The sequence below is a fragment of the Prosthecomicrobium sp. N25 genome, from assembly GCF_037203705.1.
In the GTDB taxonomy this organism is placed as follows: Bacteria; Pseudomonadota; Alphaproteobacteria; order Rhizobiales; family Ancalomicrobiaceae; genus Prosthecodimorpha.
In genome coordinates, this window is sequence record NZ_JBBCAT010000001.1 from 1917093 (window position 1) to 1941629 (window position 24537).

At 71.8% G+C, this 24537-nt stretch carries 25 protein-coding genes and 1 pseudogene; 15 read left to right on the plus strand and 11 right to left on the minus strand.

Going from position 1 to position 24537, the window contains the following annotated elements:
* The 5 genes from WBG79_RS08645 to WBG79_RS08665 form a co-directional block, all read right to left on the minus strand.
* Positions 1-579, minus strand: coding sequence for a TRAP transporter small permease (locus WBG79_RS08645; protein ID WP_337356702.1), 579 nt, complete (start codon positions 577-579; stop codon positions 1-3).
* 14 nt (positions 580-593) lie between these two features.
* Positions 594-1586: a TRAP transporter substrate-binding protein gene (locus WBG79_RS08650; RefSeq protein ID WP_337356703.1), complete on the minus strand. Its 993-nt coding sequence runs from the start codon at positions 1584-1586 to the stop codon at positions 594-596.
* 95 nt (positions 1587-1681) lie between these two features.
* Entirely contained in the window at positions 1682-2728 is a 1047-nt protein-coding gene (locus WBG79_RS08655; RefSeq protein WP_443147418.1) for a transketolase family protein, read from the minus strand.
* Positions 2725-3576: a transketolase gene (locus tag WBG79_RS08660; RefSeq protein ID WP_337356704.1), complete on the minus strand. Its 852-nt coding sequence runs from the start codon at positions 3574-3576 to the stop codon at positions 2725-2727. Before WBG79_RS08660 ends, WBG79_RS08655 begins: the two co-directional genes overlap by 4 nt.
* A gap of 97 nt (positions 3577-3673) precedes the next feature.
* Entirely contained in the window at positions 3674-4423 is a 750-nt protein-coding gene (locus tag WBG79_RS08665) for an SDR family NAD(P)-dependent oxidoreductase (RefSeq protein ID WP_337356705.1), read from the minus strand.
* Between the two features lie 110 nt (positions 4424-4533).
* Between WBG79_RS08665 and WBG79_RS08670 the strand changes: the two genes are divergently transcribed.
* Entirely contained in the window at positions 4534-5430 is an 897-nt protein-coding gene (locus WBG79_RS08670) for a LysR substrate-binding domain-containing protein (RefSeq protein ID WP_337356706.1), read from the plus strand.
* Positions 5431-5433: 3 nt separating this feature from the next.
* Here WBG79_RS08670 and parA read toward each other — a convergent pair whose 3' ends face one another.
* Positions 5434-6072, minus strand: a complete 639-nt coding sequence (parA, locus tag WBG79_RS08675) for a ParA family partition ATPase (protein WP_337356707.1) — start codon at positions 6070-6072, stop codon at positions 5434-5436.
* Positions 6073-6281: 209 nt separating this feature from the next.
* Here parA and WBG79_RS08680 point away from each other — a divergent pair, with 209 nt between their 5' ends.
* Positions 6282-6638, plus strand: coding sequence for a DUF1428 domain-containing protein (locus WBG79_RS08680; RefSeq protein ID WP_337356708.1), 357 nt, complete (start codon positions 6282-6284; stop codon positions 6636-6638).
* Positions 6639-6644: 6 nt separating this feature from the next.
* Here the strand turns inward: WBG79_RS08680 and WBG79_RS08685 are convergent, their stop codons facing one another.
* The 3 genes from WBG79_RS08685 to WBG79_RS08695 are packed head-to-tail and all read right to left on the minus strand — an operon-like array spanning position 6645 to position 9003.
* A complete protein-coding gene (locus tag WBG79_RS08685; RefSeq protein ID WP_337356709.1) occupies positions 6645-8000 on the minus strand; it encodes a sensor histidine kinase in 1356 nt (451 codons plus the stop codon).
* A complete protein-coding gene (locus WBG79_RS08690; RefSeq protein ID WP_337356710.1) occupies positions 7997-8671 on the minus strand; it encodes a response regulator transcription factor in 675 nt (224 codons plus the stop codon). The genes WBG79_RS08685 and WBG79_RS08690 overlap by 4 nt, the downstream gene beginning before the upstream one ends.
* Positions 8671-9003, minus strand: a complete 333-nt coding sequence (locus WBG79_RS08695; protein WP_337356711.1) for a PepSY domain-containing protein — start codon at positions 9001-9003, stop codon at positions 8671-8673. Before WBG79_RS08695 ends, WBG79_RS08690 begins: the two co-directional genes overlap by 1 nt.
* A 167-nt stretch (positions 9004-9170) precedes the next feature.
* Here WBG79_RS08695 and WBG79_RS08700 point away from each other — a divergent pair, with 167 nt between their 5' ends.
* The 12 genes and pseudogenes from WBG79_RS08700 to WBG79_RS08755 all read left to right on the plus strand — a co-directional run bounded on the left by WBG79_RS08700 (position 9171) and on the right by WBG79_RS08755 (position 20998).
* Entirely contained in the window at positions 9171-9443 is a 273-nt protein-coding gene (locus WBG79_RS08700; protein WP_337356712.1) for a PepSY domain-containing protein, read from the plus strand.
* Between the two features lie 135 nt (positions 9444-9578).
* On the plus strand, positions 9579-10130 hold the full coding sequence (locus WBG79_RS08705) for a cytochrome b/b6 domain-containing protein (RefSeq protein WP_337356713.1): 552 nt from the start codon (positions 9579-9581) through the stop codon (positions 10128-10130).
* Between the two features lie 93 nt (positions 10131-10223).
* Positions 10224-10445: a helix-turn-helix domain-containing protein gene (locus WBG79_RS08710; RefSeq protein ID WP_337356714.1), complete on the plus strand. Its 222-nt coding sequence runs from the start codon at positions 10224-10226 to the stop codon at positions 10443-10445.
* 109 nt (positions 10446-10554) lie between these two features.
* On the plus strand, positions 10555-12081 hold the full coding sequence (locus tag WBG79_RS08715) for a class I adenylate-forming enzyme family protein (protein ID WP_337356715.1): 1527 nt from the start codon (positions 10555-10557) through the stop codon (positions 12079-12081).
* A gap of 23 nt (positions 12082-12104) precedes the next feature.
* Positions 12105-12383 carry a hypothetical protein gene (locus tag WBG79_RS08720; RefSeq protein WP_337356716.1) on the plus strand — a complete coding sequence of 93 codons (279 nt, stop codon included), beginning with the start codon at positions 12105-12107 and terminating at the stop codon, positions 12381-12383.
* A gap of 115 nt (positions 12384-12498) precedes the next feature.
* A pseudogene (locus WBG79_RS08725) lies at positions 12499-12711 on the plus strand (ATP-binding cassette domain-containing protein); the annotation flags it as partial.
* Positions 12712-13166: 455 nt separating this feature from the next.
* Positions 13167-14537, plus strand: a complete 1371-nt coding sequence (locus tag WBG79_RS08730; RefSeq protein WP_337356717.1) for an FAD-binding oxidoreductase — start codon at positions 13167-13169, stop codon at positions 14535-14537.
* 48 nt (positions 14538-14585) lie between these two features.
* Positions 14586-15404 carry a creatininase family protein gene (locus tag WBG79_RS08735; protein ID WP_337356718.1) on the plus strand — a complete coding sequence of 273 codons (819 nt, stop codon included), beginning with the start codon at positions 14586-14588 and terminating at the stop codon, positions 15402-15404.
* Between the two features lie 61 nt (positions 15405-15465).
* Positions 15466-17103, plus strand: coding sequence for a CocE/NonD family hydrolase (locus WBG79_RS08740; protein ID WP_337356719.1), 1638 nt, complete (start codon positions 15466-15468; stop codon positions 17101-17103).
* Positions 17100-18134 (plus strand): ABC transporter ATP-binding protein, encoded by a 1035-nt coding sequence (locus WBG79_RS08745; RefSeq protein ID WP_337356720.1) that lies wholly within the window; start codon positions 17100-17102, stop codon positions 18132-18134. The genes WBG79_RS08740 and WBG79_RS08745 overlap by 4 nt, the downstream gene beginning before the upstream one ends.
* A 24-nt stretch (positions 18135-18158) precedes the next feature.
* Positions 18159-19205, plus strand: a complete 1047-nt coding sequence (locus WBG79_RS08750; protein ID WP_337356721.1) for an ABC transporter substrate-binding protein — start codon at positions 18159-18161, stop codon at positions 19203-19205.
* Positions 19206-19294: 89 nt separating this feature from the next.
* Entirely contained in the window at positions 19295-20998 is a 1704-nt protein-coding gene (locus tag WBG79_RS08755) for an ABC transporter permease subunit (RefSeq protein ID WP_337356722.1), read from the plus strand.
* Here WBG79_RS08755 and murJ read toward each other — a convergent pair.
* The gene (gene murJ / locus WBG79_RS08760; RefSeq protein WP_337356723.1) at positions 20986-22347 is read right to left on the minus strand and encodes a murein biosynthesis integral membrane protein MurJ; all 1362 of its coding nucleotides are present in this window, start codon (positions 22345-22347) and stop codon (positions 20986-20988) included. The genes WBG79_RS08755 and murJ overlap by 13 nt on opposite strands.
* A 299-nt stretch (positions 22348-22646) precedes the next feature.
* On the opposite strand from murJ, the gene WBG79_RS08765 reads away from it, so the two are divergent.
* Positions 22647-23534 carry a helix-turn-helix transcriptional regulator gene (locus WBG79_RS08765; protein ID WP_337356724.1) on the plus strand — a complete coding sequence of 296 codons (888 nt, stop codon included), beginning with the start codon at positions 22647-22649 and terminating at the stop codon, positions 23532-23534.
* Between the two features lie 10 nt (positions 23535-23544).
* Here the strand turns inward: WBG79_RS08765 and dhaK are convergent, their stop codons facing one another.
* Positions 23545-24534 carry a dihydroxyacetone kinase subunit DhaK gene (dhaK, locus tag WBG79_RS08770; RefSeq protein WP_337356725.1) on the minus strand — a complete coding sequence of 330 codons (990 nt, stop codon included), beginning with the start codon at positions 24532-24534 and terminating at the stop codon, positions 23545-23547.
* Positions 24535-24537 lie beyond the last annotated feature (3 nt).

Here is a 24537-nt window from a genome sequence, read left to right on the forward strand (position 1 = left end):
TCAGACGTCCCTGTAGGTGAGGGAATAGCGCGCCTCCAGGCCGCGGGCCCGGATGCGCAGGCTCGAGGCGATCGCCACGACGGCGAGCAGGACGCAGCCGGCCGCGATCGCCCAGTAGCCGTGGCTGCCCGGGAGCTCGAGAACGGGGCTCTTTTCGATGGCGGCAATGTCGGCGAGCTTGAGCGCCTCGCCCGCCAGGAACAGGTAGGAGCCGGCCACGATCGCATGCACGACGTGGATGAGGATCTCCTTTCCCCGGATCCCGAGCCGGTCGAGCAAACTGTCGACCGACATGTGCCCGCCGCCCTGAGCGGCAAGAACGATTCCGGCCACGATGAACCAGGGGAACAGCCGTTCCGGCAGCTCGTCGAAGGCCTTGATGCTCCCGCTCGCCAGCACGTAGCGGGCGAGCACGTTGACCGACAGAATGACGGTCAGCGCGATCCCGGTCGCCACGACCACGAGCTTGCAGATGCCGCTGATCGCCCGGTCCGCCAGGGTGGCGGCGCCGAGCAGGGCGGAACGGCCTTCCGCCGTCCCGCCGCCGTTGCCGCCTCCCGCGGCCGAAGCTCCGGACATGGGACCCGTCCGGCTCAGGCCGCGGCCGAGGCGATGCGGCCGACGAAATCGCCGAACGGCTTCTTCTTCCAGCTCTCGACGACGCCCTCGGTCGCCTTGCGGAAGGACGCCAAGTCGGCCTGGTTCACGGCCACGGCCGGGTTGGCCTTGTAGGCCTCGAGCAGCTTGACGTCGGACTCCAGCATGAGCTGGCGTTGCAGCACGCCGGCCTCCTTGGCGGCCGCCTTCACGACCGCGAGGTCGGCCCCGACCTTGCCGACCGAGATCTTCGACATCAGGAAGGGCGTCGATTCCCACTTGTGGCCCGACAGGGTGATGAACTTGTTCACTTCGTGCAGCTTGGCCGACGAGATGTTGGCCAGCGGGTTCTCCTGCCCGTCCACCACACCCTGCTGCAGCGCCACGTAGAGCTCGCCGAAGGCGATCTGGGCCGTCGAGGCGCCGAGCGCGGTGAAGATGTCGACCGTCATCGGATCGGCCGGCGTGCGCATCTTCAGGCCCTTCAGGTCGTCCGGCACGTTGATGGCGCGCTTGGAGTTGGTGATGTGCCGGATGCCGTTGTCCCACCAGTCGAGCGGGACGATGCCGACCGCGTCGAGCCGCTTCTCGAGCTCCGCGCCGATGTCGCCCTGCATCACCTTGTTGGCCGCCACGTTGTCCTTGAACAGGAACGGCAGCCCGAGCGCGGCCAATTCCGGCAGTACCGCCGAGGTGGCGCCCTGGCTGTTGGCCGTGAGGTCGAGCGCCCCGGTGCGCAGCAAGGTCAGCATCGCGCTGTCGTTGCCGAGTTGCTCGGACCCGGCGATCTTGACCGTGATGCGGCCGGCGGTCTTGTCCGCCACCGCCTTGGCGAAGGCCTCGGCCGCGACGGTGCGCGGGTTGCCGGGCGCGGCGCCGTGGCCGAGGGTCAGCGACACGGCCGCGAAGGCCGAGCGCACGATGGCGGGCGTGGCCAGCACGGCGCCGGAGCCGGCGAGGAGCGTGCGACGGGTAAGGCTGAGGGTCATGAGGGGTCCTCCCGAGGGTTCGTGGGCTTGCGCGACTTCTTGTCCGCCGCTTGTGGGTGTGCGGCGGTTGCGGCATTCCGGGCAGGGTGGCTCGTTCAGAGCCAGCCCTTGACGCTGTGCACGACCGCGCGTGTCGACAGGCCGTAGCGATCGTGCAGGGTGGGCAGGGCGCCGGCGTCCAGGAAGGCGTCGGGCAGGCCGATCTGCCGGAAGCGCGGGGCGACGCCGGCCCGGAGCAGGGCCGCCGCTGTGGCCTCGCCGAGGCCGCCGACGATCGTGTGGTTCTCGGCGACGACCACCAGCCGCCCGCCCTTCCCGCATTCGCGCACGATCGTCTCGGCGTCGAAGGGCTTCAGCGTCGGCACGTGCAGGATGCCGGCGTCGATGCCGTCCGCCTTCAGCGCGTCGGCCGCCTCGATGGCCCGCATCGTCATCAGGCCGGTCGAGACGAAGAGCACGTCCTTCCCGTCCTGCAGGAGCTTGGCCTTGCCGATCTCGAAGCGATAGTCCGGGTAGCGGTCGAGCACGAGGGGCACGTTCCCGCGCAGGAGCCGCATGTAGACCGGGCCCTCGTGGGCCGCGATCGCCGGCGTCGCCTGCGCGATGTCGAGCGCGTCGCAGGGGTCGATCACGGTCATGTTCGGCAGGCCGCGGAAGATCGCCAGGTCCTCGGTGGCCTGGTGCGAGGGGCCGTAGCCGGTCGTCAGCCCCGGCAGCGCACAGACGATCTTGACGTTGAGCGCCTCCTCGGCGATCGCCATGCAGATGAAGTCGTAGGCGCGTCGGGAGGCGAAGACCGCGTAGGTGGTGACGAAGGGCAGGAAGCCCTCCCGCGCCATGCCGGCCGCCGCGCTCATCAGCACCTGCTCGGCCATGCCCATCTGGTAGAAGCGGTCCGGGAAGGCCTGCGCGAAGACGTAGAGGTCGGTGTACTTGGAGAGGTCGGCCGTCATGCCGACGATCTCGGGCCGAGTCTTCGCCAGCTCGACCAGCGCATGGCCGAACGGCGCCGGCCGGGTCGCCTGGCCCTCGGCGGCGATCGAGGCGATCATCGCGGAGGTCTTGAGCCGCGTCCGCTCCTCGCCGGGCGCGAGCGGCTTCGGCTTCAGGGCTTCGTGGCGGAATTTCCCATGGGCGGTCATGCGGGCCTCCCGGCGTCCAGGACCTCGAGGGCGAGCGACCACTCGTGCGGCTCGACGCGGATGAAGTGGGTGATGTCGCGGGTCTCCAGGAACGGCACGCCCTTGCACATCCGGGTGTCGCAGACGATGACGCGCGGTTGCGGCCAAGGATGAGCCTTCGCGGCGTCGAAAGCCCGGACGAGCGCGTCGATGTCGTTGCCGTCGACCCGCTGGGCGAACCAGCCGAACGCCTCCCACTTCGGCACCAGCGGCTCGAAGCTCAACATCTTGGTGGACGGCCCGTCGGCCTGCTGGTTGTTGACGTCGACCACCGTGATCAGGTTGTCGAGCTTCCAGTGGGCAGCCGACATTGCGGCCTCCCAGGTCGAGCCCTCGTCGAGCTCGCCGTCCGACATCATGTTGTAGACCCAGGCCTTCGAGCCCTTGCGCTTCAGCCCGAGCGCCATCCCGACCGTGACGCCGAGCCCCTGGCCGAGCGAGCCGCCCGTGATCTCCATGCCGGGCGTGTAGGCCGCCATGCCGGACATCGGCAGCCGGCTGTCGTCGCCGCCGTAGGTCATCATCTCGTCCTCCGGGATGATCCCGGCCTCGACGAGGGCGGCGTAGAGCGCGATGGCGTAGTGGCCGATCGACAGGCAGAAGCGGTCGCGGCCCTCCCAGTAGGGATCGTCCGGCCGATAGGTGAGCGCGTGGAAATAGGATACGGCGAGCACGTCGGCGACGCCGAGCGCCTGGCCGATGTAGCCCTGTCCCTGGACCTCGCCCATCCTCAGGGCGTTGCGGCGGATCCGGTAGGCCCGTTCCGCGAGGCTGACGTTGGTGAGGGCCTGAGCCCCGATGGCGTTCATCGTTTTCGATCTTCCTTCGGCCGCCGGCCCGGCCCGCGGAGCGCTGGGTCGGGGGAGGAACGCGGAGCGGGTCCGGCGGCGGTGTGCGGGATGGACGTCAGTGGATCAGCATGCCGCCGTTCACGTCGATGACGGCGCCGGTCACGTAGGCGGAGAGATCGGAGGCGAGGAACGTGTAGATGCCCGCCACGTCCTCGGCCGTGCCGAGGCGCGCGAGGGGGATCCCCTCGATGATCTTGGCCTTCAGCTCGTCGGTGAGCTTGCCGCCCGTGATGTCGGTGGCGATCAGGCCCGGGGTCACGCAGTTGACCCGGATCCCGTCCGGCCCGAGCTCGCGCGCCATCGCCTTGGCGAGGCCGAGCACGCCGGCCTTGGCCGAGGAATAGTGCGGGCCGCCGAAGATGCCGCCGCCGCGCTGCGCCGAGACCGAGGACATGCAGGCGATCGAGCCGGACTTCCGCGCCCGCATGTGTGGCACGAAGGCCTGCGACAGGTAGAGCACGCCGTCGAGGTTCACGGCCTGGATCCGCCGCCAGTCCTCAGGGGTGATCTCCATGAACTTGACCGGCTGCGTGATGCCGGCGTTGTTGATCAGCACGTCGACATGCCCGAAGGCTTCCAGCACCCGCGCCGCGGCCGCCTCGCAGGAGGCCTTGTCGGCGACGTTGCAGGCGAGGCCGATGTGGCTCGGCCCGAGCGACGCCGCGGCCTCCGCGGCCGCCGGCCCGTCGATGTCCAGGATGGCGATCCGCGCGCCCTCGGCGGCGAAGCGCCGGGCCGTGGCGAGGCCGATGCCCCGCTTCGACGCGGCTCCCGAAATGACCGCGGTCTTGCCCTGCAGCAGCATCGTGCGACTTCCTCCCGATGACATCGTCCGTTGCCGGGACGATGCCTGCGTGAGGGACCCGGCACAAACGCGGATTTGTCACGGACCGGTGAATCTGGTTCACTCAACCCATGTTGGAGACTGTCCCGATTTCCTCGATCCGCGCCTTCGAGGCGGCTGCGCGCACCGGCTCCTTTCGCGGTGCAGCAAACGAGCTTCACCTGACGCCGAGTGCGGTCAGCCATGCCATCCGCAAGCTGGAGGCTTCCCTCGGCACGCCGCTCTTCGAGCGAGGCGCGCGCACCGTCCACCTGACGCCGGCGGGGGAGGGACTGATGCGCCATGTCGGGCTCGCCTTCGAGGAACTGCGCCGCGGCCTGGAGGGCGTGGCCCGCCGGGGCCGTCACGTGCTTCGCCTGCACTGCGCGCCGAGCTTCGCGGCCCAATGGCTCGCCCCGCGCCTGCCGCGCTTCCTGGCCGCCGAGGCCGGCGTGGAGGTGCGGCTCGCGGCCGGGACCGACTACGCGCGCTTCACCAACGACGACTTCGACGCCGACATCGTCTACGGCCAGCCGCGCGGCGACGGCGTGGAGGTGGTGCCCCTCGGCGAGGAGACCGTGACGCCGCTCTGCGCGCCGGCCCTGGCCGGTTCGATCCGCACGCCCGCCGACCTCTTCGGCCAGGTCCTCATCCAGAGCGACAGCAAGCAGGTGCGTTGGCGCGACTGGTTCGCCGTCAACGGCCTGACCGCCCCGCCGCCGCACGGCATGAGCTTCGACCGGTCCTTCCTGGCGATCGCGACCGCCGCGGACGGTTTGGGCGTCGCGCTGGAATCGACCCGCCTCGCCGAGCGCGAGATCGCCGGGGGACGACTGGTCGCGCCACTCGCGGGCCGGGCGGCCGACGTCCGCTATGTCGGCCACCGCCTCGTCTTTCCACGAACCTCTCGACAGAGACGGGTCGTGCGGGCCTTCGCGGACTGGATCCTGGCCGAACTCGGCGTCGCCGGGCGGGTCGACGGCGGCTGACCCTCAGACGAGGAGCCGGCCCCAGACGTCCTTGGCCACCGCATAGGCCTCCGCGGCCGCCTTGCTGCCGCGGTCGGATTCCAGAACGGTCAGGCCCGAGCCCATGCTCGCCGCGAAGGCGACCCGGTTGCCGAGCCGCGGCTCCGCCAGGGTGGCGCCGAACTGCGCGATGGCGTCCGTCATCTCGGCCGTCAGGGAGGTGCGCGGGGGCACGCGGTTCAGAACCAGCAGGGCAGGGCGGCCTTCCTTCGCAGCCATCTCCAGCGTCGCCCGCGTCGCCCACAGGTCGAGCGGGCTCGGCTGGATCGGCACCACCACGAGGGTTGCCTCCTCCAGGCTGTAGCGCGTGTCGGAATCGGCTTTCGGCGGCGTGTCGACGACCACCACGTCGTAATCCCTGGCGAGCGCGCGCGCCTCTCGCTTGGCGCCCCAGCCGCTCGCGGTGGTGAAGCGCAGGCCCGTCGCCTGCTCGCCGAGCGTCCGTTCGCGCCGCTCGTACCACTCCCCGAGGCTACCCTGCGGATCGACGTCCAGGATCGCCACCTTGAGCCCGGGCGAGAGCGCCACGGCGAGGTGCGCCGCGAGGGTCGTCTTTCCCGACCCGCCCTTCTGCTGACTGACGGTGACGATCTTCCCGCTCATGCTCCGGCTCCGTCGTCGACGAGGGGCGTATTGAGCCGAACCCGGTGCCGGCAGGCTCGACCGCCATATTCAATATCGAAGTTGTCGCAGTGCCACCAGCGATTTTGCACTGCAACATGCGGTTCCGACGGAAGTCTGAGGCCGGAGGACCTGTCGGGAACGGCCGGCGCCCGGCGTCCTTGTCCTGCAACCGAACAGGAGGAGAGCCCATGTCCTACATCGACGGTTTCGTGCTCGCGGTCCCCAAGGCGCGGCTCGAGGACTACAAGACCCTCGCCCGCACGGCCTCGCAGGTCTGGCGGGAACACGGGGCGCTCGAATACCTGGAAGCCGTCGCGGACGACGTGCCGGTCGGCGAGCTGACCTCCTTCCCGCGCGCCGTCCAGCTGAAGGACGACGAGGTCGTCGTCTTTGCCTGGGTGATCTACGCCTCCCGCGCCGATCGCGACGCGACCATGGCCAAGGTGATGGCCGACCCGCGCATCGAGATGGAGCCTGCCGCCCTGCCTTTCGACGGCAAGCGCATGATCTGGGGCGGGTTCGTCCCCTTCGTGCACGCGCGGTAGCGGGCCTCAGCCGGCCGGCCCGGCCTCGATGCGGGCGAGCAGGCCGCCGAGCTCCGACCGGGCGAGCACCAGCCGGTGGCCGTAGAGCCCGGCGACGTCCCGCACGATGGCGAGCCCGAGGCCCGACCCGGGCCCCGTCTCGTCGAGGCGGCCGCCGCGCTCGAGCGCCTTGGCGCGGTCCGCCTCGGCGATGCCGGGCCCGTCGTCCTCGACCGTGAGCGCCCCGCCGCCGGGGCCCGGCGCATAGCGGATCCGCACCATGCCGGCCGCGTGCCGGGCGGCGTTCTCGACGAGGTTGCCGGTCATCTCGATGAGGTCGTCCCGCTCGAACGGGGCGACCGCGTCGGCCGGGATGTCCACCGCGAAGTCGACGCGCTCCCCGTCCGGCGTCCGCCGCAGCGTGTCGATCAGCGGCGCGAGGGTGGCGGCCACCGGGGTACCCGCCGCTCGGCCCCGACGCACCGGCCGGGGCCGGGCCCGCGCGAGCTCGCGGTCGACGTGCCGCCGCATGGCGACAGCCACCGCCTCGATCTGGTCGGCGATCAGGGTCTGCCCCATGCCGCGCAGCCGCTCCGCGTCGCCGGTGAGGGCGGACAGGGGCGTCTTCAGGCCGTGGGCCAGATCGGCTGCGCGCCGTTGCGCCTCCTCGACCTCGCGGTCGCGCAGGGCGATCAGTCCGTTCAGCTCCTCCACGAGCGGGCCGACCTCCTCGACGACCTCCCCCTCGACGAGCCTGGCCTCGCCGGCGCGCACCCTGGCGATGGCGTCCCGCAGCCAGGCGAGCGGCTTCAGCCCGAGCGCGATCTGCGCCCAGCCCGCCGCCGCGAGCACGAGCCCCAGGAGCCCCAGTCCGGGAACGAGGTCGGCGATGAAGGCGTCGCGGTCCTCCTGGACGGTCCGTTTGTCCGCCGCCACCGCCGCGCGGAAGCGGAGCCGGCCCTCGGGCCCGAGCCGCAGGAGACGCTCGGCCACGATCAGCCGCGCGCCGTCCGGCCCCGATACCTCGTGATGGTCGACCGACCCCTCCGCCGGCGTGTCGTCGGGAAGATCGAGCTGCTGGTCCCACAGGGATCGCGAACGCATCAGCTCCCCCGCCGGCGTGCCGATCTGCCAGTAGAGGCCGGAGAGCGGGGTCCCGAAGCGCGGGTCGGCCGGCGGGCGCTCCAGGGTGGCGGTGCCGTCCGGCGCCACCACGAGACCGCCCGCGATCTGGCGCAGGGTAACGTCCAGGTCTTCGGCGAGCCGCCGGGCGGCGTGCCGTTCGAAAAGCAGTCCCATCCCCAGGCCCGCCACCGCCAGCGCGACCAGGATCGCGAAGGTCCCGCCCGCCGCGAGCCGGAGGCGGAGCGACCGGATCGTCAACCCTCCTCCTCCTCCTCCTCGGGAACGATGTACCCGAAGCCGCGCCGGGTCTCGATGGCGTCGTTGCCGATCTTGCGCCGGATCCGGCCGACCAGGACCTCGATCGCGTTCGACTCGCGCTCCCAGTCCTGCGAATAGACGTGCTCGGTCAGCTCGTGCTGCGAGACGACGCGCCCGCGGTTGCGGGCGAGGTGGCTGAAAAGCCGGTATTCCAGCGGCGTCAGCGCGATCGGGACGCCGTTGCGCATGACCCGCATCTGGCGCTCGTCCAGCACGAGCCCGCCGATCCGCATCACCGAGGAGGCCTGCCCGGAGGCGCGGCGCACGATCGCGCGCAGCCGCGCCAGCAGCTCCTCCGTCCGGAACGGCTTCGGCAGGTAGTCGTCCGCCCCCGCGTCGATTCCCTCCACCCGCTCCGGCCAGGAGCCGCGTGCGGTCAGAATCAGAACCGGCGTCTTCCGCCCCGCCTCGCGCAGGCGCTTCAGCACCGACAGCCCGTCGAGCTTGGGCAGGCCGAGGTCGAGCACGATCGCGTCGTAGTCCTCCGTCTCGCCCCGGTACCAGGCTTCCTCGCCGTCGCTGACCGCCTCGACGAGGTTCCCGGCGGTCTCCAGGGTGCGCCCGATGTCCGCGGAGAGCCGCGGATCGTCTTCGACGAGCAGGATGCGCATCACTCGCCCTTCCGTTTCAGGATCCGGCCGTCGCGGGCATCGACATAGATCTCGCGCCGTCGGCCGACCGGGTCGAGGACCCGGATCTCGTAGACCCACCGGCCGTCCTCGCGTTCGAACTCGACGCCCACAATCTCCCCGCCGGCCTGCGCGGCCACGGCCGGCAGGATCTCGGCGAGCGGCTTCGCCTCGCCGCGCTCCACCGCCCGCCGCGCTGTCTCGTGGTCGGCATGCCGCTCGGCGGCCGCCGCGGCCGGGCCGGCGACGCCGATCAGCAGCGCCAGGAGGGCGCCGGTCGGGAACGCGGGGGGGATAGGGCGGGGGTTGTGCATGACTGTCTCAGCAGGGTCCGCGCACGGAGACCAAAGTCAAGTCTCGACCCGCGCAGCTGAAGAAACGCTGACGCCGCCCGACCGGAGTTCGTCAGCGGCACCAGGGCAGGATGCGCTTCGTCAGACGGGCCGACCTGACCGGCCCCTCCGGAACAGAAGGACTTCCGATGTCGAAAGCCGTCGCCTCCGCCGCCTTCGCGGCCCTCGTGCTCGCCGCCGCCCCCGCCCTCGCCGCGGAAGCCTGCACCAAGGAACCCAAGTCCGCCTGGATGACCCAGGACGCCGCGAAGGCCAAGGCCGTTGCCCTCGGCTACACGCCCTCCAAGGTCAAGGAGGAGGACGCCTGCTGGGAGGTCTACGCCAAGGACGCCAAGGGCGACCGCTGGGAGCTGTTCCTCAATCCCGTTTCCGGAGAGCTCGTCCGCAAGAAGGCGAACTGAGCCCCGTCCAAGACCCGCCGACGGCTCCGTGGCTTTCCGCCCATTGACACGGATCCTGACGCGGCCCGGACCGGCGTCCTCGCGGGCGCCGGTCCGGATTTCGTTCGGCCGCCCCCATCATCGGAGCTTCCCCCCGTGACCGATATCGCCGATGTCTCCCTGCCGGTCCAGGAGACCGTGAAGGTCTGGGATCCCTTCGTCCGCGTCTTCCACTGGAGTGTCGTCGCCGGATTCGCGGCCGCCTTCGCCACGGGCGACGAGCTGACCCGCCTCCACATCGCCGTCGGCTACGCGGTCGCGGCCCTCGTCGCCCTGCGGGTCGTCTGGGGCTTCGTCGGTCCGCTCCACGCCCGCTTCTCCGACTTTGTCCGCGGGCCCCGTACGGTGCTCGCCTACATCACCGCCGCGCTCGCCTTCCGCGCCCCCCGCTTCCTCGGCCACAACCCGGCCGGCGGCGCCATGGTGGTGGTGCTCCTCGTGATGCTCTCGGCCGTCTCGCTGTCCGGCTGGGCGCTGACGCTCGACGCCTTCTGGGGCGACGAGGCCATGGAGGAACTTCACGAACTGCTGGTCTACATGGCCCTCGGCATGGTGGTCCTGCACGTCGCCGGCGTCCTCTTCGCCTCCGTCGAGCATGGCGAGAACCTGATCCGCGCCATGGTCACCGGGATGAAGCGCGCCCGCTGACGTCCCCTGGCACATCGGTTGCTAAGATACGGCCGCCGCCTTCTCCCGGGGGTGGCCGTCCCGGGCTCCGCTCCCCGGGCGGAGCCGCCAGCCATGAACGAGCGCGTCCGCCTCGACCTCGACATCCGCCTCCTGCGGACCCTGCACCTGCTCCTGACCGAGAGCAGCGTCTCGCGTGTCGCCCGCATCCTCGGCCAGACCCAGCCCGCCGTCAGCGCCTCCCTGAAGCGCCTGCGCGAGACCTTCGGCGACCCGCTGCTCGTCCGCTCCGTTGCGGTGATGACCCCTATCAGCGGCCGGGCATTCCCAAGGTGAGCCGCCTCCGGCAGACTGCGTATGAGGCCGGAACAGGCAGCTCTAATTTTGCCTGTTCCCTGCGCAGTTGCCCTGCTCGCCGGCAGGCCGCCGAGGGATGTCGCACGCCATGCTGATGCACCAGCTGCTTCTCGACGGAGCCGACCGCACCCCCGACAAGCTCTGCTTCCGCTGGGTCGACCGTGATCGCACGCTCACCTACGCCGAGGCGGTGGTCCAGATGGAGCGCATGGCCGGCGCGCTCCATCATCTCGGGGTTCGCAAGGGCGACCGGGTCGGCCTCTTCGCCCACAACGGGATGGACTACCTCGCCGCCATGCTGGGCGCCTGGCGCCTCGGCGCCATCGCGGCGCTGGTCAACGTGAAGTTCGCCGACGAGCTCGAATATTATTGGGGCGACCACGAGCCGAAGGTGGTCGTCTACACCCACGACATGCTGCCGGCCGTGGCCCGCGCCCGCGCCGCCTGCCCCTCGGTCGAGCACATCGTCTGCATGGACGGACCCCAGGAAGGCGCCCACTCGCTACCCGAACTGATGGCCGCCGCCCTGCCGCCGCCGCCCGACCCCTGGGACGAGCGCGCGACCGCTCACCTGTCCTACACCTCCGGCACGACCGGCAAGCCCAAGGGCGCCTGCCTCGCCCACGAGCCGACCGTGACCGCCGCCCGCTGCATCGGCGAACGGCTGCGCATCGGTCCGGCGGACGCCTCCTTCGGGCCCACGGCGCTGTCGAGCTCCTACCAGCTGGTCGCCAACCTGCTGCCGCCGCTCGCCCGCATGGCGACCATCAACGTCATGGGCCGCTGGACGCAAGCCACCGGCTGGGACGCCATCGACCGGACCGGCGCCACCGTCTTCGTCGGCAACCCGACCGTGCTCGACGAGATCCTGGTCGAGAGCCGCGCCCGCGGCCGGTCGCCGGGCCGGATCCGCCTGGCGCTGACGGGCGGCGGCCCGCTGCCCCCGACCCTGAAGGCCGCCTGGCGCGACGAACTCGGCCTGCCGATCGTGGAGAGCTACGGCCAGAGCGAGCTCGGCGGCTTCGTCGCGCTCGGCTTTCCCGAATTGGTCCCGCCCGGCGCGGACCTTGTCCGCATCGGCCCGGCGCTGCCCGACAAGGAGGTCCGCATCGTCGGCCCCGACGATCGGCCTCTGCCGCTCGGAGAGGTCGGCGATATCGTGCTGCGCGGCGGCTTCATGGCCGGCTACTGGGGCAAGCCCGAGAAGACCGCCGAGGCCACCCGCGGCGGCTGGCTGAGGACCGGCGACCTCGGCGTCATGGACGCCGACGGCTTCGTCACACTGCGCAGCCGCAAGGCCGAGCTCCTCACCGTGGCGGGCGTCGACTGGTATCCGCGCGACGTGGAGGAGGCGCTCTGCCGGCAGCCCGGTATCCGCCAGGCCGCCCTGATCGGCCTTGCCCACCCCGATCTCGGCCAGACCCCGACCGCCTTCGTCACCCTGCATCCCGGCGCCGCCGTGGACCCCGCGACGCTGGCCGCCGCGATCCGCCCGGAGGTGCCCTACGACCTCGCCCCGCTCGTCGTGAAGGCGGTGCCCGAACTCCCCATGACGCCGACCGGCAAGATCTCGAAGGGCGACCTCGCCGCCCTCGTCGCCGCCGGCCGGATCTGAATCGAACGACAAGGACTTGCGCCATGAGCCTCGGACGTCTCCTGAAGGGCTTCACGGCCGGCTTCATCGCCGCCGCCCTCGCCGCCGCCCCGTCGGCGGCCGCCGACAAGATCGCCTTCCTGACCAGCTTGTTCGCCCAGGCCGAGCAAGGCGGCTACTACCAGGCCAAGGCGACCGGCCTCTACGAGAAGGCCGGCCCGGACGTGACCATCCGCATGGGCGGCCCGGAGGTGAACGGCATGCAGCGCCTGCTCGCCAGCGAGGTCGTCGTCATGGTCGGCTACGCAAGGACAAGTTCGTGAAGGGCCTGAAGATCGGCACGTGAAGGGTAGGGCAGGGCGGCCGGGGCTGCCGGTCGCAGGTCGCCCCCGGAGCCTCCGCGCCCACGCGCCCGACGAGGGAAGGACCGCCGTCTCCATGAATGCTGTCCCGCAAGGCCTCACCCCCGCCGACCCGGTCGTCGAGGTCCTTTCGGCCGACAAGGTCTTCCCTGGCGGAACGCGCGCGCTCGCGCCCATCGACCTGACCATCCGCGGGGGCGAGTTCCTGACCCTGATCGGCCCCTCGGGCCGCGGCAAGTCCACGCTCCTGAAGCTCGTCGCCAACCTGATCGAGCCCACGGACGGGCGGCACTCGTCATGATCCCGCAATTCCCATTCGAGCAACCGGTCCCGGACGGCAACGCGAAGGCGTTCCGCCCCCAGGCGAAGTACGGCTCCGTCCGGGTCGCCCTGGAGGAGCCGATCTCCGACTTCCCCCACTTCCGCGTTCCCGGCCGGAGCGAAGCGGAGGGCCGGGATCCAGCGCCCTCCATCCTCCGCAGGACTGCGGATCGTCGCCCGCGCTGGCACCCGGATCGGCGGCGCGTGCCGCGCCTTGTCCGGGGTTGCGGGGGAAGGGGCTGTGCCCGGCATCCGCGCGGGTGCCGGCGGCGCCCTTTGGCTCCCGGATCGGGGGCGCGTTCCGCAAGACGTCCGCCGTGGCGACCGCATTCGGGCGACGAAAGGTCCCGGCACCCGATACCCCTCCGCATCCATGTGATTTCAGCGTAGCGTGATCCGACCGAACCCGACGAGGCTCTCCCGATGACCGCCGCCGCCCCAAAGCTCCGTGATCCGTCCGCCCTCGACGCCTTCCTGGCCGAGATCGACGGGGTCCCGACCGTCCTCGACCCCGTGGTGGTCCGCCGCCGCTCGCGCGACTTCTTCTGGTACAGCCCCGTCCTCAACGCCGAGCTGAAGGACAAGGCCGCCGACGTCATGGTCTCGCCCAGGGACGAGGCGGAGGTGATCCGCGTGGCCGCCGCCGCGGCCCGCCACCGGATCCCGATCACCCCGCGCGGCGGCGCGACGGGCAACTACGGCCAGGCCGTGCCGCTCGCCGGCGGCATCCTCCTCGACATGCTCGCCCTCGACCGCATCGCATGGTCGAAGCCGGGCATCGTCCGCGTCGAGCCCGGCGCCAAGATGCACGACATCGACGCCGCCCTGCGCCCCACCGGCTGGGAACTGCGCATGCACCCCTCGACCAAGCGCACCGCCACCATCGGCGGCTTCGTCGCGGGCGGATCGGGCGGGGTCGGGTCGGTGACCTACGGCGGCCTGCGCGAGCCCGGCAACATCCTGGCGGCGCGGGTGGTGACCGTGGAGGAGACCCCGCGCGTGATCGAACTGCGCGGCGACGCCGCCCAGAAGATCAACCGCGCCTACGGGACCACCGGCATCATCACCATGCTGGAGATGCCGCTCGCCCCGGCCTGGCCCTGGGTGGACGTGATCCTCGCCTGCGACACCTTCGAGGCCGCCTTCGCGGCGGGCAAGGCAGTGGCCCGCGCGGACGGGGTCGTCAAGAAGCTGCTGACCCCCATCGACACCCCGATCCCGGACTATTTCGGGCCGCTGAAGCCCGCCTGTCCGGCCGGCAAGGCCGTGCTCCTGGCCATGATCGCCGAGCCGTCGCTCGAGGTCTTCCGCGACATCGTCGCCCCCTTCGGCACCATCACCCACGAGGAGCCGACCGACGAGGGCGCCGGCAAGGTGCCGCTCTACGAATATGCCTGGAACCACACCACCCTCCAGTGGCTGAAGGCCGACCGCTCCGTCACCTATCTGCAGTGCCTCTTCCCGCCGGACCGGCTGGAGGAGACCGTCTTCGCCATGCGCGAGCGCTTCGCCGAGGATCTCGTCGCCCATTGCGAATTCATCCGCTTTGCCGGCAGCGTGACCTGCTCGGCGCTGCCGGTCGTCCGCTACACCACGAAGGAGCGCCTCGACGAGATGATCGCCGTCCACGAGGCGAACGGTGTGCTGATCGCCAACCCGCACGTGGTGACGCTGGAGGACGGCAGCCGCCACAAGCGCGCCGACGCCGACCAGATCGGCTTCAAGGCCGAGGTCGACCCCTACGGCCTGCTCAACCCCGGCAAGATGCGGACCTACGTGCCGCGGGCGGGGTAGCGGCCCCGCCTGAATCGATCGGTGAGCCTCCGAGGAAAGGCCCCTGACATGACTCGCAAATCACGCTTCTGGTGGGACTGGTCCGTCCGAGACTTCGCCGAGGCGGACATGGGCGCCATGGTGGCGATCCAGCCGGTCGGCGCCGTCGAGAGCCACGGGCCTCACCTGCCGGTGCGTGTCGACGCGGCCATCAACGCCGGGGTCGTCGCGCGCGCGCTCGACCACCTGCCGGACGACGTGCCGGCCCTGGTCCTGCCCATGATGCCGGTCGGAAAGTCGAACGAGCACAACGCCTTCCCGGGAACTCTGACCTTCACGTACGAGACGCTGGCCCGTATGTGGATCGAGCTCGGCGAGAGCGTCCTGCGCGCCGGCTGCCGCCGGATCCTCTACCTCAACTCCCACGGCGGCCAGCCGCAGGTGATGGAGATCGTCTGCCGCGAATTGCGGGTCCGGCACGGGATGTTCGCGGTCGGCGCCTCCTGGTTCCGCATGACGAAGAAGGACGACCTCTTCTCCGCCGCCGAGCTGAAGCACGGCATCCACGGCGGCGAGGTCGAGACCAGCGTCATGCTGCATCTCCACCCGGAGCTGGTGGCCATGGAGCATGCGGCCGACTTCGCGCCGCTCTCCATCGAGTTGGAACGCTCCGGCGGCATCCTCGTCCCCGAGGGCGGCGTCGGCTTCGGCTGGCAGACGCAGGACCTGCATCCCTCCGGCGCCTGCGGCAACGCGGCGGCGGCCGACGGCGCTCGCGGCGCCGAGGTCGTCGACCGCGCCGGCCGGTCGCTCGCGCGGCTGATCGCGGAGATCGCCGCCTATCCGCTCGACCGGATCACGCAACGGACGCTCTATGACCGCATCTGACGGGACGGGCAGGGACCTTTTCGCCGCCGCGCCGCCCCGGCCCGCGCGCGAGCTTCTGCCCGTGTCCAGGCCGCAGGAGGCCGTCCTCCGCCTTGCCGACGGGGTCCGGCTGGTCGCCGACGTCTACCGCCCCGAGGCCCCGGGCCGCTTCCCCGTCCTCCTCATGCGCCAGCCCTACGGCCGCCGCATCGCCTCCACGGTGGTGCTCGCCCACCCCGCCTGGTACGCGGCCCACGGCTACGTCGTGGTGGTCCAGGACGTGCGCGGCCGCGGGGACTCGGAGGGCCGCTTCGCCCCGCTCGAGGCCGAGGAGGCGGACGGCGTCGCGACGCTCGACTGGGCGGCCGACCTGTCCGGCTCGGACGGCCGGGTCGCCACCTACGGCTTCAGCTACCAGGCCATGACCCAGCTCCTGGCGCTCGCCGGCGCCGGCCGGGCCGGCTCGAAGCGCCCGGACGCCGTCGTGCCGATCATGGGCGCCTGGGACGTCCGCGACCACTGGGTCTTCGAGGGGGACGCCTTCCGGCTCGGCCTCAATCAGCTCTGGGCCGCCCAGATGGCCGCCGAGCAGGCGCGGCTCGCCGGCGACGCCGAGGCCCACGCCGCGCTTGCCGCCGCGGCCCAGCAGGGCATGGCGGGCGGCTTGCGCCCCTCGCGCCCCGACGTGCTGGCCCGGCACGGAACCTACGGCCACTACGACGCTTGGCTCGCCGACGATCCGGCGCTCTGGGCCCGCCTCTCGCCCGCCCGCCGCCTCGCCGGCCGGCGCCTCGACGTCCCGGGCCTCTTCGTCGGCGGCTGGCTGGACATCATGGTCGAGGGCACCCTCGCCATGCACCGCGCCTTCGCGGCCGGGCCGGCGCCGCAGCGCCTCGTCATGACCCCCTGGCCGCACATCCCCTGGGGCCGGCGCGCGGCCGGCACGGATCTCGGCCCCGCGGCGGCCTTCGACGTCGACCGCGCCACGATCGCCGTCCTGGACGAGGCCCTCCACGGTCGCCCCGACCCGTCGCCCCGGGTCCGGCTCTTCGACGTCGGCCTGCGCGCCTGGCGCGGCTTCGACGCCTGGCCGGAGACCGCGCCGCTGACGCTCCATCTCGCCTCGGGCGGCCTTGCCGCGACCACCGCCACGGACGGTGCCCTCGTGCCCGACCCCGGCGTGCCGGCGGTCGACCGGATCGTCCACGATCCCTGGCGCCCGGCACCCGCCGTCGGCGGCGCCCTCGGAACCCCGACGGGCTACGTCGACCGCGCCGCCGTGGACGACCGCTCGGACGTCGCCGTCTACACCTCCGCGCCGCTCGCCCGCCCGCTCACCCTGTGCGGCGCCCCCGAGGTCGCCCTCGATCTCGCCTGCGACCGGCTGGGCCACGGCCTCGCCGCGGTCCTGTCGATCGTCCACCCCGACGGTCGCGCCATCCACCTCACCGACGCCTATCGGCGCAGGGCCGGCCCGGTCGAATCGCCACTCCGCCTGCGCCTCAAGACGACCTTCGCGACGGTCCCGCCCGGCTGCGCCCTTCGCCTGTCGATCCAGGCCGCCGCCTGGCCGGCCTTCGCGGTCGAGCCCGGCGACGGCCGCGACCCCGCGCAGGCGACCCGCGCCGACGCGCTGGTGACCACCCTTGCGATCCGCCACGGCGGCGCATGGCCCTCCACCATCACCCTCCCGATCCTTCCCGGCCAGGAGCCCGCATGACGGAGCGCGCCCCCCACCTCGTCTTGGAGAAGGTCTCCGCCACCTACGGCGACACCGTCGCGGTCACCGACCTCGACCTGACGGTCGGCCGCGGCGAACTGGTCGCCCTGCTCGGACCCTCCGGCTGCGGCAAGACCACGACCCTTCGGATGGTGGCCGGCTTCGTCGCCCCGAGCGCCGGCCGCATCCGCCTCGACGGCAAGGATCTCGTCCGCCTGCCGGCCCACCGCCGCAACATCGGCGTCGTCTTCCAGTCCTACGCGCTCTTCCCGCACCTGACCGTGCTCGAGAATGTCGGCTTCGGCCTGCGCATGCGCCATGTCGCGCGCGAGGAACGGGCCGGCCGCGCCCGCGCGGCGCTCGCCATGGTGGGCCTCGACAAGCTCGCCGACCGCTACCCCGGCCAGCTCTCCGGCGGCCAGCAGCAGCGCGTCGCGCTCGCCCGCGCCCTCGTCATCGAACCCGCCGTCCTGCTCCTCGACGAGCCCCTGTCGAACCTCGATGCGGGGCTGCGCGCCGACATGCGCGCCGAGATCCGCGCCCTGCAGCAGCGCCTGTCCATCACCACGCTGTTCGTCACCCACGACCAGCAGGAGGCCCTCGCCATGTCGGACCGGGTTGCCGTCATGGACCACGGCCGCCTGGTGGAGGTGGGCACGCCGCTCGCGCTCTGCGATCGCCCCGCCCACGCGCACACGGCCGCCTTTCTCGGCGCCCGCACCGTCATCGAGGGGACCAGCGCGGACGGCACCTTCCGCGCCCCCGGCCTCGCCTGCGCGGGCGCGCCGGACGGGGCCACGCGCCTCGTCCTGCGTGCCGCCCGCCTTCGCTTCTCGACGAGCGGGGAGGGCGGTCTCGATCTTGCAGGGACCGTCACCGCGACCGCCTTCCTTGACGACGTTTACGAGGCCGAGGTCGCGACGCCGGCCGGCCCCGTCCGCGTCGTCGTGCCGTCCGATCTGCCGCCGCCTCCGCCCGGCTCCGCCTGCCGCCTCGCCGCGCTGCCCGGCGCCGCTCATTTCATCGCCTGACGCCCCTCAAGAAGGAGACCAGCCATGACCCTCTCCCGTCGCACCTTCGGCAAGCTCGTGCTCGGCGCCGGCGCCGTCGCGCCCTTCGGCTTCGTCCGCACCGCGATCGCCCAGCCGAAAGCGGGCGACGAGTTGGTGGTCGGGATCTGGGGCGGCGCGCAGGAGCGCATCGTCAAGGAATTCGTCGAGAAGCCGCTCCTCGCCAAGTACCCGGGCGTGAAGGTCTCCTACGTGCTCGGCGGCACCACCGAGCGCCGCGCCCGCGCCTACCAGGAGCGCGGCCGGCCGAGCTTCGACGTCCTCTACCTGAACATCTTCGAGAGCCGGCAGGCCGTGAAGGACGGCGTCACCCAGGCTCCGACCGATGCCGTCCCGCAGTTCGCCAACCTCTACGATCTCGCCAAGCTCGGCGGCTACGGCGTCGCCTTCAACCCGGTCACCATCATCTACGACAAGCGCAAGGCCTCGAAGCCGGTCACCAGCTGGAAGGACATCTGGAACCCCGAGTGGAAGGGCCGGATCGCCTGGCCGGTCTACCCCGGCGCCCAGGGCACCGCCGGTCTCCTGATGGCCGCCAAGGTCTGGGGCGGGTCCGAGAAGGCGATCGACATCGGCTTCGAGAAGGTCAAGGAACTGAAGCCCTTCGCGGCCATCCAGGGCAGCCAGGACCAGGTCTTCCAGATGTTCGACCAGGGCGTCTGCGACCTGTCGATCGAGTTCGGCAGCTTCTCGCGAAAGTATGCCGAGACCCGCAACCCGAACCTCGAGATCGCCGCGCCGGTCGAGGGCCAGGCCGCGGCCATGAACGTCGCCTGTATCACGGTCGGCACCAAGAACCAGAAGCTCGCCGAGGAGTGGGTGAACCTGCACCTCTCCGAGCCCTGCATGCTCGCCTACGCCAACGAGATCTACTACGCCCCGACCGTGAAGAACCTCAACATCCCCGCCGAGCTGAAGTCCAAGCTCGTGCTCGGCGAGGACGTCGGCAGGATGGTCGACTTCGACTGGGACCATGTCATCAAGAGCCAGCCCGCCTGGACCAGCCGGTTCAACCGCGAGATCGCCGGCTGACGCGCTGATCCGCGCAGCCTGCCTCACGGGCGGAGCGGCGGGCCGACCCGCCGCCCGCCCCCTAACGGCCCTCCGGCAGTCCTCATGGTATGATCCGCACCGTCTCAGCCCGTCTCGCCGGACCCGCGCTGGCCGCGCCCGTGACCCTCTGGCTCCTCGCGACCTTCGCGGCGCCCTTCCTCGTCGTCGTGCTCCTCTCCTGGCAGGAGTTCGCCGACCCCTTCGCGGAGCTTTCCCTCGTCCCGGACGCGACGCAGTTCCGCACCCTGCTCGGCGACCCCTTCTACATCCGCGTCATCCTGGAGACCCTGGCGCTCGGCGCGGGCGTCACGCTGCTGACCGTCCTCCTCGGCTTCCCCGTCGCGCTGTGGCTCGTCCGCCTGCCGGCGCGCTGGCGGCCCATCGGCTTCGCGGTCGTCCTCATCCCGCTCCTGACGAACGTCGTCGTCCGCTCGCTCGGCATCGTGCTCCTCATCGCGCCGGACGGGCTCGTCAACCAGGTCCTGGCCCTGTTCGGCCTGCCCAGGATCCAGGGCATGCTCTACACACACGGCGCGGTCGCGCTCGCGCTCGCCCAGGTCTTCATGCCCTTCATGGTGCTCGCCCTCTTCGACGTCCTGCAGGCGACCTCGCCGCGCGTCCACGAGGCCGCCGCGAGCCTCGGCGCCTCGCCCGCCTTGCGCTTCCTGGCCGTCCAGCTCCCGCTGGCGATCCCCGGGCTCAGGTCGGGCATCGTGATCGTCTTCCTGATGTCCTCGACCGCCTATGTGTCGGCGACCCTGCTCGGCGGCCGCAAGGTCTGGACCACCGGCATGCTGGTCTGGCAGGAGGCGCTGCAGAACCTCAACGCCCCACTCGCCTCCGCGCTCGCCCTGATCATGACGCTCGCGAGCACGCTCTTTGCCGTCCTCGCCTGGTGGATCGCCCGCCGGGCCATGCCCTGGTCGACCGGCCGCCCCGCGGGGACGATCGACCTGCCGGCCGTCGTCGTCCGCGTCGCCGACCTCGTCGGTCCCTGGCTCGGCCGGCTGCTCCTGGCCGCCGCGATCCTGCTCCTGCTCCTGCCCCTCGTGCTCGTCGCCGTCCAGAGTTTCAACGACGTGCCTCAGGCGACCGTCGCCGGCTTCCGCGCCTTCACGACGAAGTGGTACGGGGCGGTTCTCCTCGGGGGCGCCTACGGCCAGTCCTTCTGGGTCTCGGTGCAACTGGCCCTCGCCGCCGCCGCGACCGCCATCGCGCTGGCGCTGCCCGCCGCCTTCGCACTCGCCCGCCACCGCTTCCCCGGCCTGCCCGCCGTCGCGGCCTTCTGGATGCTGCCCCTGTCGCTCCCCCATGTGGCGATCGGCGTCGGCATGCTCCGCCTCCTGCAGGTCTACACGGCGCTGCCGCCCTTCCTGGGGCTCATGATGGTGCACGTGGTGCTGATCCTGCCCTTCGCCGTCAACCTGCTGCACGCCTCCGTGGAGGGCCTCGACCGGGCGCAGGAGGAGGCCGCCCAGAGCCTCGGCGCCGGACCGGTGCGCCGCTTCCTGCTGGTCGTCCTGCCCGGCCTCGCCCCGGGCATGGTCGCCGCCGCCATCATGAGTTTCCTGATCAGCTTCGGCGAGGTCACGGTGACGAGCTTCCTCACCACCGCGCGCATGACCACCCTGCCGGTCCGCATCTACGCCGAGGCGACCTTCAGCCTGGAGCCGACCGTCCACGCGGTCTCGACCCTGCTGATCGCCGCCACGATCCTGGCGCTCCTCGCGGTGAACCGCCTCGTCCGCCTCGACCGGCTCTATGCCCGCTGATCCGGGCCGTCCGCAATCTCCCGCTCCATCCGGCGGGAGAGGAGGAAGAGGATCGCCAGGTTGCACCAGGCCGCCGCCGAGGTGGCGAGCGCCAGGCCCTGCACGTCGATGACGCCCGTCAGCGCGATCTTCAGCCCGACGTTGACGATCAGCACCCCGAGCGCGACGAGCATCGGCGTGCGCGTGTCGCCGCGCGCGTGGAAGCCGGCCACCACCGGCCGCAGCATGACGACCGCCATCAGCCCGAGCCCGTAGGCCTGCAGCGTGTCGCCGGCCCGGTCCGCCGCCTCCTTCCGGAACGCGCCGTGCGCGAAGACGAGGCGGATGAGCTCGTCGCCGAACAGCGTGAAGACCGCCACGAAGGGCAGGGTGACGACCGCCGCCGCGATCAGCGCCCGCCGCCGCGCCGCCCGCGCCCCCGACACGTCGCCCTTGGCGAAGCGCTCGGAGAGCTCCGGCAGCAGCACGGTCCCGAGCGCGACCGCGATGACCCCCACGGGCAGCTGGTAGAGCCGGTCCGCGTAGTAGAGCGCCGAGACCGCGCCGACCGGCAGGGACGCCGCCAGGATGGTGTCCGCCAGCATGGCGATCTGCGACGCGCCCGACCCGATCACCGCCGGCCCGACGCGCCTGAGGAAGGTTCGGACCGCCGGGTCGAGCGCGGGGGCGACCGGCCGCGGCATGATCCCGGCCCGGGCCGCCGCGACCCATACGAGCGCGATTTCGGCGAGCCCCGCCACCGCCACGCCCGTCGCCGCGGCATGGGCGGGCGTCGGGAAATAGGGGGCGGCGAACAGCCCCGCCACGATCCCGGCGTTGAAGAGGATCGGCGCCGCCGCCACCGCCGCGAAGCGCTGGTGCGCGTTGAGCACCGCCCCGATCGCCGTCACCAGCGTCACGGCGGCGAGGTACGGGAAAGTAATCCGGGTGAGCGTGACGGTGGTCGTCGCGATGTCGCCGGCCTTGGCGAAGTCCGGCGTGAGCAGGACCAGGAACTCCCGCGTCCAGACCTCCGCGGCGACGAGGATGACGAGTTGCAGCACCATCAGGGCCGCGATGATCCGTCCCGCCGCCGCCTGCGCGGAGGGGAAGCCCTCCCGCGCCAGCGTCCCCGCATAGGTCGGCACGAAGGCGGCGTTGAAGGCCCCTTCCGCGAAGATCGCCCGGAAGTGGTTCGGCAGGCGGAGCGCGATGAAGAAGGCATCCGCCAGCACGCCGTTGCCGAGCACGCCCGCGATGACGATGTCGCGCAGGAACCCGGTGACGCGCGACAGGAGCGTCATGCCGGACACGATCCCGACCCGGCCCAGAAAGGCGGCGGCCCGTCCCTTCGGCAGCTTCGACAGCATTCGGCCCTCGCTCGCCCGTTGCGCCGGCTCTCCTTTACGGGAGTCGGCGCCCTGGCGAAAGCGACGGCTCAGCCGGGCACCCCGATACGGCCGCGTTCCGCCTTTCCGGCGCCCTGCCGGCGGCTCGGCGGCCCGGTCCGGTCGGCAGCCCCGCGGCCGCGAGCGCCAGGAGACCGCCGCGCACGGTTCGACGGTTCACGTCTGACATGTCTTCCCCCTGGCCGGGTTCCCGTGCAGAATTCTGTCGCTGCTCCGCGACGTGTCACTGGCGGCCACGTCGTGCAACCGGGAACACATTCATGCAGTCTGAACTTTTCACCACCGCCGAGGCGGCCGACTACCTTCGCCTGAAGGAGCGCAAGCTCTACGAACTCGTCTCCGAGGGCGCCATCCCCTGCACGAAGGTGACGGGCAAGTGGCTCTTCCCGAAGGCCGACCTGGACCGCTGGCTCGCCCGCGGCCTCGTGCGCCCGGCCGGCGTGGCGCGGCCGGAGCCGCCGCCCATCCTCGGTGGCAGCCACGATCCGCTGATCGAATGGGCGCTGCGCGAATCCGGATCGGGGCTCGCGAGCCTGCCGGAGGGCAGCGAGCGCGGCCTCGTCCGCTTCGAGGCCGGCGAGGTGGCGGCCGCGGCGATCCACCTGCACGCGCTAGGCGACGTCGAGGACGCCAACGTGGCGACGGTGGCGTCGAAGCCGGGCTACATCGACGCCGTGATGATCGGCCTCGTGCGGCGCGAGCAGGGCCTGCTGGTCGCGGAGGGCAACCCGCTCCGGATCGCCGACCTGCCCGGCGCGATCCAGGCCGGCGCTACCTTCGCGCTCCGGCCGGCCGGCGCCGGCGCCCAGCTCCTCCTGCTCAAGCTCCTCGCCGCCGCCGGATCGCGCTTCGACGACCTCCGCCGTCTGCAGCCGCTGTGCCCGACCGGCCCCGACCTCGCCCAGGCGATCCGCAGCGGCCGGGCCGACGTCGGCATCGCCACCCGTTCGGTCGCGGTGGCCGCCGGTCTCGGCTTCGTGCCGTTGATCTGGGAGGATTTCGACCTCGTGCTGCGCCAGCGCCAGTATTTCACCCCGCCGTTCCAGGCGCTCGCCGCCTTCCTGGCCAGCGGGCGCTTCCGCGAGCGCGCCGCCGAGATGACCGGCTACGATACGTCCATGACCGGCCGCGTCCGCTGGCTCGGCTGAGGCCGGCCGCTCACATCCCCCAGCGCAAGGCGGCGGTGTGGACCCGGGCGTCCCAGAGCCGCGACATCTCGTCGTCGAGCAGCGTCAGCGTGATCGAGCAGCCCGCCATGTCGAGCGAGGTCACGTAGTTGCCGACCGCCGAGCGGGCGATGCGCACGCCCTCCCGCTCCAGCACGCGCGCGGCGTTGTCGTACATCAGGTAGAGCTCCATGGCGGGCGTCCCGCCGAAGCCGTTGACGAGTAGCAGCGCGGGACGGCCCGACGCATTGCCGAGGTCGCGCAAGATCGCGCCCGTCATCTCCTCGGCGATCTCCATGGCGGGCGCGAGCTTCACGCGTCGCCGGCCGGGCTCCCCGTGGATGCCGACGCCCATCTCCATCTCGTCCTCGCCGATGGCGAAGGTCGGCCGGCCCGCGGCCGGGACCGTGCAACTCGTCAGCGCCACGCCCATCGACCGCGTCTCGGCATTGACCCGGTCGCCGAGCGCCTTGCAGGCCTCGAGGTCGTAGCCGGCCTCAGCGGCGGCGCCGACGATCTTCTCGACCACCAGGGTGCCGGCCACCCCGCGCCGCCCGGTCGACCAGGTCGAGCTCTCCACCGCCACGTCGTCGTCCGTCAGCACGCGGGCGACCGGTCCGGCGGCCATCTCGGCCGCCATCTCGAAGTTCATGACGTCGCCCTCATAGTTCTTCACGATGAAGAGGGTACCGGCCCCGCCGTCGACCGCCTCGGCGGCCGCGAGCATCTGGTCGGGCGTCGGCGACGTGAAGACCTGCCCGGGGCAGGCCGCGTCCAGCATGCCGTGCCCGACGAAGCCCGCATGCAGCGGCTCGTGGCCGGCGCCGCCGCCGGAGATCAGCGCAACCTTGCCCTTCTGGACATGCCGCCGCCGGACGAACTTGCCCTCGTCCCCCAGGACGACGATGTCCGCATGGGCGCGGACGAAGCCCGAGAGGCTCTCGGACAGGACGGTATCGACGCTGTTGATCAGCTTCTTCATGAA

Excerpts from the sequence above, each read along its gene's own strand:
- WBG79_RS08645 (WP_337356702.1), bottom strand. The coding sequence starts at position 579 with ATGTCCGGAGCTTCGGCCGCGGGAGGCGGCAACGGCGGCGGGACGGCG.
- WBG79_RS08650 (WP_337356703.1), bottom strand. The coding sequence starts at position 1,586 with ATGACCCTCAGCCTTACCCGTCGCACGCTCCTCGCCGGCTCCGGCGCC.
- WBG79_RS08655 (WP_443147418.1), bottom strand. The coding sequence starts at position 2,728 with ATGACCGCCCATGGGAAATTCCGCCACGAAGCCCTGAAGCCGAAGCCG.
- WBG79_RS08660 (WP_337356704.1), bottom strand. The coding sequence starts at position 3,576 with ATGAACGCCATCGGGGCTCAGGCCCTCACCAACGTCAGCCTCGCGGAA.
- WBG79_RS08665 (WP_337356705.1), bottom strand. The coding sequence starts at position 4,423 with ATGCTGCTGCAGGGCAAGACCGCGGTCATTTCGGGAGCCGCGTCGAAG.
- WBG79_RS08670 (WP_337356706.1), top strand. The coding sequence starts at position 4,534 with ATGTTGGAGACTGTCCCGATTTCCTCGATCCGCGCCTTCGAGGCGGCT.
- parA (WP_337356707.1), bottom strand. The coding sequence starts at position 6,072 with ATGAGCGGGAAGATCGTCACCGTCAGTCAGCAGAAGGGCGGGTCGGGA.
- WBG79_RS08680 (WP_337356708.1), top strand. The coding sequence starts at position 6,282 with ATGTCCTACATCGACGGTTTCGTGCTCGCGGTCCCCAAGGCGCGGCTC.
- WBG79_RS08690 (WP_337356710.1), bottom strand. The coding sequence starts at position 8,671 with ATGCGCATCCTGCTCGTCGAAGACGATCCGCGGCTCTCCGCGGACATC.
- WBG79_RS08695 (WP_337356711.1), bottom strand. The coding sequence starts at position 9,003 with ATGCACAACCCCCGCCCTATCCCCCCCGCGTTCCCGACCGGCGCCCTC.
- WBG79_RS08700 (WP_337356712.1), top strand. The coding sequence starts at position 9,171 with ATGTCGAAAGCCGTCGCCTCCGCCGCCTTCGCGGCCCTCGTGCTCGCC.
- WBG79_RS08710 (WP_337356714.1), top strand. The coding sequence starts at position 10,224 with ATGAACGAGCGCGTCCGCCTCGACCTCGACATCCGCCTCCTGCGGACC.
- WBG79_RS08715 (WP_337356715.1), top strand. The coding sequence starts at position 10,555 with ATGCTGATGCACCAGCTGCTTCTCGACGGAGCCGACCGCACCCCCGAC.
- WBG79_RS08720 (WP_337356716.1), top strand. The coding sequence starts at position 12,105 with ATGAGCCTCGGACGTCTCCTGAAGGGCTTCACGGCCGGCTTCATCGCC.
- WBG79_RS08730 (WP_337356717.1), top strand. The coding sequence starts at position 13,167 with ATGACCGCCGCCGCCCCAAAGCTCCGTGATCCGTCCGCCCTCGACGCC.
- WBG79_RS08735 (WP_337356718.1), top strand. The coding sequence starts at position 14,586 with ATGACTCGCAAATCACGCTTCTGGTGGGACTGGTCCGTCCGAGACTTC.
- WBG79_RS08745 (WP_337356720.1), top strand. The coding sequence starts at position 17,100 with ATGACGGAGCGCGCCCCCCACCTCGTCTTGGAGAAGGTCTCCGCCACC.
- WBG79_RS08750 (WP_337356721.1), top strand. The coding sequence starts at position 18,159 with ATGACCCTCTCCCGTCGCACCTTCGGCAAGCTCGTGCTCGGCGCCGGC.
- WBG79_RS08755 (WP_337356722.1), top strand. The coding sequence starts at position 19,295 with ATGATCCGCACCGTCTCAGCCCGTCTCGCCGGACCCGCGCTGGCCGCG.
- murJ (WP_337356723.1), bottom strand. The coding sequence starts at position 22,347 with ATGCTGTCGAAGCTGCCGAAGGGACGGGCCGCCGCCTTTCTGGGCCGG.
- WBG79_RS08765 (WP_337356724.1), top strand. The coding sequence starts at position 22,647 with ATGCAGTCTGAACTTTTCACCACCGCCGAGGCGGCCGACTACCTTCGC.
- dhaK (WP_337356725.1), bottom strand. The coding sequence starts at position 24,534 with ATGAAGAAGCTGATCAACAGCGTCGATACCGTCCTGTCCGAGAGCCTC.